Below are 3,827 nucleotides of genomic sequence, written 5' to 3'. Positions count from 1 at the left end.
GGCGCGGTGCCGGTCGCCGGCCGGGACGTGCCGGCGGGGGCGTCGGCCGGGACGCCCCGGCGGGGGCGTCAGCCCGGGCGTCCCGGCGCGGCCAGCAGCTCCCGCTCGCGGTCCGGGCCGAGGCCCGCCCGGCGGGAGCGGTCCAGGCCCGACTCCCGCTCCCACCCGAGGGTGTCGGCCAGCATGACGGCGTAGTCCCGGTGGCGCAGTCCCGCCGCCCGGGCCGCCGAACCGTCCCGCGCCAGCCAGCCCTCGGAGCCCTCCTCCACCAGCCAGAGGGGCAGCGAGTCCTCGCCCGCCCACTGGGCCACGCCCTGTTCCAGCAGCCACGCGGAAGAAACGGCCACCACCGGCCCCGTGTGACCGCCCGCCTTCCGCGAGAGCTCGATCCACTCGGCGAAGGAGATCACCGGCCCCACCGTGTCGAACGTGCCCGTCACGCGCCCCTCCGCCGACTCCACCAGCCACAGGGCCAGGTCCCGCACGTCGACGACCTGCACCGGCGCCCGCGGCATGTCCGGCACCAGCATCGGCTCCTCCCGGGCCCGCGCGGCGCGCGCCACCCAGTAGCCGGCACGGTCGCTGGGGTCGCCCGGCCCGCCGATGAGTCCCGCCCGCGCCACCAGCAGCCGGTCCCCGACGGTCTCCCGGCACGCCGCCTCGCAGGCCACCTTGGCCTCGCCGTACACCTCCCGGCCGACCTCGTCCAGCTCGGTGGGCGCCAGCAGCCCGGCCGACTCGTCCGCGCCCGGCGTCGCGTGGGACGCGTACACGTTGCCCGACGAGACGTACCCCCAGTACCATGCGCGCCCGCCCAGCGCCGCCAGGGCCCCGCGCACGAAGCCGGGCTGCCAGGACACTTCGAACACCGCGTCCCACTCCCGGTCGAGCAGCGGGTCGTAGGCCGAGGCGTCCCGCCGGTCGGCCGCCACCAGCCGCGCCCCCTCGGCGACCCCGCCGCTCCTGCCCCGGGCCAGGCAGGTCACCCGGTGGCCCCGCCCCAGTGCCTGCCGTGCGATCTCGCGGCCCAGCCATGCCGTACCGCCCAGAACCAGAATCTCCATGCCCCGAGCCAATCAGAGGGCCGGCGCCCTGTCCCGGACATCTGCCCAGGGCAGAGGACGGGCCGCTTCCCGCCGCCGGGGAGGGCGTTCCCGCAGCCGTGCGCCGACGAACCCGCCCGGGGCGGTGCCGCTCCCGGGCCGGCCTCCGCGGGACCCCACGGAGGCCGGGCGACGGGACGGTCAGCCCGGCGACGTCCAGGTGGTGGCCTGCCGCACCAGACGCCGGACCGGGCGGCGCAGCTGGGAGGGCAGGCGGCGGACCAGCGCGCCCCCGCCGCGGCGGACCAGCGGATGCGCGGCCGCCTGCCACATCACCCGGCGGTGGGCCCCCGGTCCCGGCGGACGGCCGACCAGCAGCCGGAGCTGCCCGCCGGGACCCGTCCAGGCGGTGGTCGCGGCGCGCGGCGGAGAGCCCACGAGCGCCGGGGGCAGGGCCGGGGCGAAGCCGTTCGAGGCGGCGAACCTGGGCCGCCGCCCCACCCCCAGCAGCTGCCCGTAGGCCCACACCTCGTAGGTTCCGTCCCGCAGGCAGGGCTCCGTGGACAGCGTCCGCGGGTCGACGGCCGTCTCCCCGGACACGACCACCCGGTGCCGTCCGCCGCCGAGCGGTTCGGTGCGCGGGCTCATGTCGGCGTCGGGGAACCACCACAGGTCACGCCCGGTGTCGTGCACCAGCAGCTCGCCGCGCGCGTAGGCCAGCGGGTGCGGTACCTCCCAGTCCTCGGCGCCCTCGATGCCGTCGAGCAGTTCGGGGTCCATCAGCAGCCGCCCGTGCCGCTCCACCAGGGTCAGCGGCCGGCCGTCCGGACGGAGCATGCCGATGGTGGCGGAGACCAGCAGCCTGCCGTCCCGCCACCGCATGCCGTCCACCGTGACCTGCGGCCTCACCGCCCTGACCCGGCGCGCCAGTTCGACCAGGGAGTCCAGCCTGCCCTCCTCCAGCAGCGTCGCCCGGAGCCGGGTGAGGGCGGGCAGTCCTTCGCGCACGCCCGGCGGATAGCACTCGAGGGCCATCCCGCGCACCACGTCGAAGTGGCGCTCCAGGTCCGCGCCGGTGCGCTGCAGGACCCGCGGTTCGGTCACCGGCCTGAGCAGCTCCACGCGGTAGGAGCGGCGCAGCAGGAAGTCCTGGAGCGGACCCGGATCCGTGCCCTCCCTGATCGCCTCGACCACCGACCGGAGGTGGCCGTAGTACACCTCCGGCGTGGTCGCGCCCGCGCTGTTGTTGCCGCCGTCCTCGCGGCGGTTCCACACGTAGCAGGGATGCGAGCCGAGGATGGAGACCGTCCTCGCCCGCACGTAGGCGCGCGCCATGAAGAGCTGGTCCTCCAGCCGGACCCGGCCCTCGGGGAACTCGATGCCGTGTTCCAGCAGGAAGGCCCGCCGGAACATCTTGTGCGGCGTCAGGCTCTCCATCAGCGGCATGTCCTCCACGGAACAGCGCTCGACGTCGCGCTTGTAGAGGCTGTGCGGGCCCTGCATGGTGCCGATGGTGCGGCCCATCACGATGTCCGAGCCGTTGCGGACCGCCATGCGGTACAGCCGGTCCAGTGCGCCGGGCGTCAACTCGTCGTCCTGGTCGACGAACTGGACGTACTCGCCGCGCGCCTCGCGCACCCCGACGTTGCGCGGCCTGCCGGGCCAGCCGGAGTTCTCCTGGTGGATCACCCGGACGTGGGCGTACTTGGAGGCCAGCCGCTCCAGCCGCTCGGCCGACCCGTCGGTCGACCCGTCGTTCACGTAGACCACCTCGTAGGCATCGGGGCCGAGGCTCTGGTGGAGGAGGCTGGGGGCGGAGCGTTCGAGGTACGGCCCCGCGTTGTAGACGGGGACCACGACGCTGACCTTGATCATGTGATGTACATCCGGGGTGCTGGGAGCCTGGGGCGGCGTCATCGTAGGGCCGTTCCGGGCGAGTTGTCCGGTTCCCCCGGTGTGTCCTGGCGTGTCGGAAGCGGTCCGGACGCTCGCCGGAGGGCCGGTGATCTCGTTTGCCCGGGAGCGTCGGCGGGCCTACGGTGCGCCCCATGACCTCCGAGGAACCCTCCGCCGCACTGCTCGCCTACCGCCGCCTCGACGACGAGGTGTACCGCTGCTACGAACAGGGGCGCCTCGAGGACGGCATTTGCCTCCTGACCGCCCCGCCCGCCGAACTGCGGCCCTGGCGTGCGGAACTGGCTTACCTGCTCGCCTGCCTGCAAGGAGCCGCGGGGCGCCCCGGCGAGGCGCTGGAGACGCTGTGCGGAGCCCTCGCGGCGGGCGGCTGGTGGGACCCGGCCGTGCTGGAGGGGGAGGAGGACTTCGCGGAGGTCCGCCGGCTCCCCGGCTTCCCCCCGCTGCGGGAGGAAGCCGCGCGGCGCTGGGAGGAGGGGCGGCGGACCACCCGTGAGCACGACCTCCTGGTGCGGCCCGGCACGCCGTCCGTCCGCGGCGTCCTGCTGGCGCTGCACGGCGCCGAGGAGTCGGAGCGGGACGCGGTGCGTGCCTGGCGGCCCGCGCTGCGGGCCGGGTTCACGGTGCTCGCGGTGCGGTCGTCCTGGCGCACCTCGCCCAACTACCGCACCTGGCCGCGCGGTCCGCGGGCGTCGGAGGCCCTGGACGAGGTCGACGCCGCGGTGGCCGCGCACGCCGGCGAGCTGGAGGGCCGCCCGCTGTTCCTCGCCGGATTCTCGGCCGGGGGGAGGGTCGCGCTGCGGTGGGCGCTCTCCCGGGGGCGGGGCGCGGTCGCGGGCGTCGTCGCGGTGGCCCCCGCGATCTCGCTGG

3 protein-coding genes are annotated in these 3,827 nt (G+C 75.9%); 1 reads left to right on the top strand and 2 read right to left on the bottom strand.

Features of this window, described 5'->3' with window-relative positions; translation table 11 throughout:
- Positions 1-68 precede the first annotated feature (68 nt).
- Positions 69-1,064, bottom strand: coding sequence for an NAD-dependent epimerase/dehydratase family protein (locus A2U95_RS23045; protein ID WP_166026317.1), 996 nt, complete (start codon positions 1,062-1,064; stop codon positions 69-71).
- 180 nt (positions 1,065-1,244) lie between these two features.
- Positions 1,245-2,918 (bottom strand): glycosyltransferase, encoded by a 1,674-nt coding sequence (locus A2U95_RS23040; protein ID WP_166026315.1) that lies wholly within the window; start codon positions 2,916-2,918, stop codon positions 1,245-1,247.
- A 173-nt stretch (positions 2,919-3,091) separates the two neighbouring features.
- On the opposite strand from A2U95_RS23040, the gene A2U95_RS23035 reads away from it, so the two are divergent.
- A partial coding sequence (locus A2U95_RS23035) for a serine aminopeptidase domain-containing protein (protein ID WP_166026313.1) occupies positions 3,092-3,827 on the top strand: 736 nt, incomplete at its 3' end.

It is taken from the genome of Streptomyces chilikensis (assembly GCF_001642695.1).
In the GTDB taxonomy this organism is placed as follows: Bacteria; Actinomycetota; Actinomycetes; order Streptomycetales; family Streptomycetaceae; genus Streptomyces; species Streptomyces chilikensis.
Note: the sequence above shows the minus strand (reverse complement) of the source record. Positions and strands in the feature narration are given on the sequence as shown.

Coding starts and splice junctions, on each gene's coding strand:
- A2U95_RS23045 (WP_166026317.1), bottom strand. CDS start 1,064: ATGGAGATTCTGGTTCTGGGCGGTACGGCATGGCTGGGCCGCGAGATC.
- A2U95_RS23040 (WP_166026315.1), bottom strand. CDS start 2,918: ATGATCAAGGTCAGCGTCGTGGTCCCCGTCTACAACGCGGGGCCGTAC.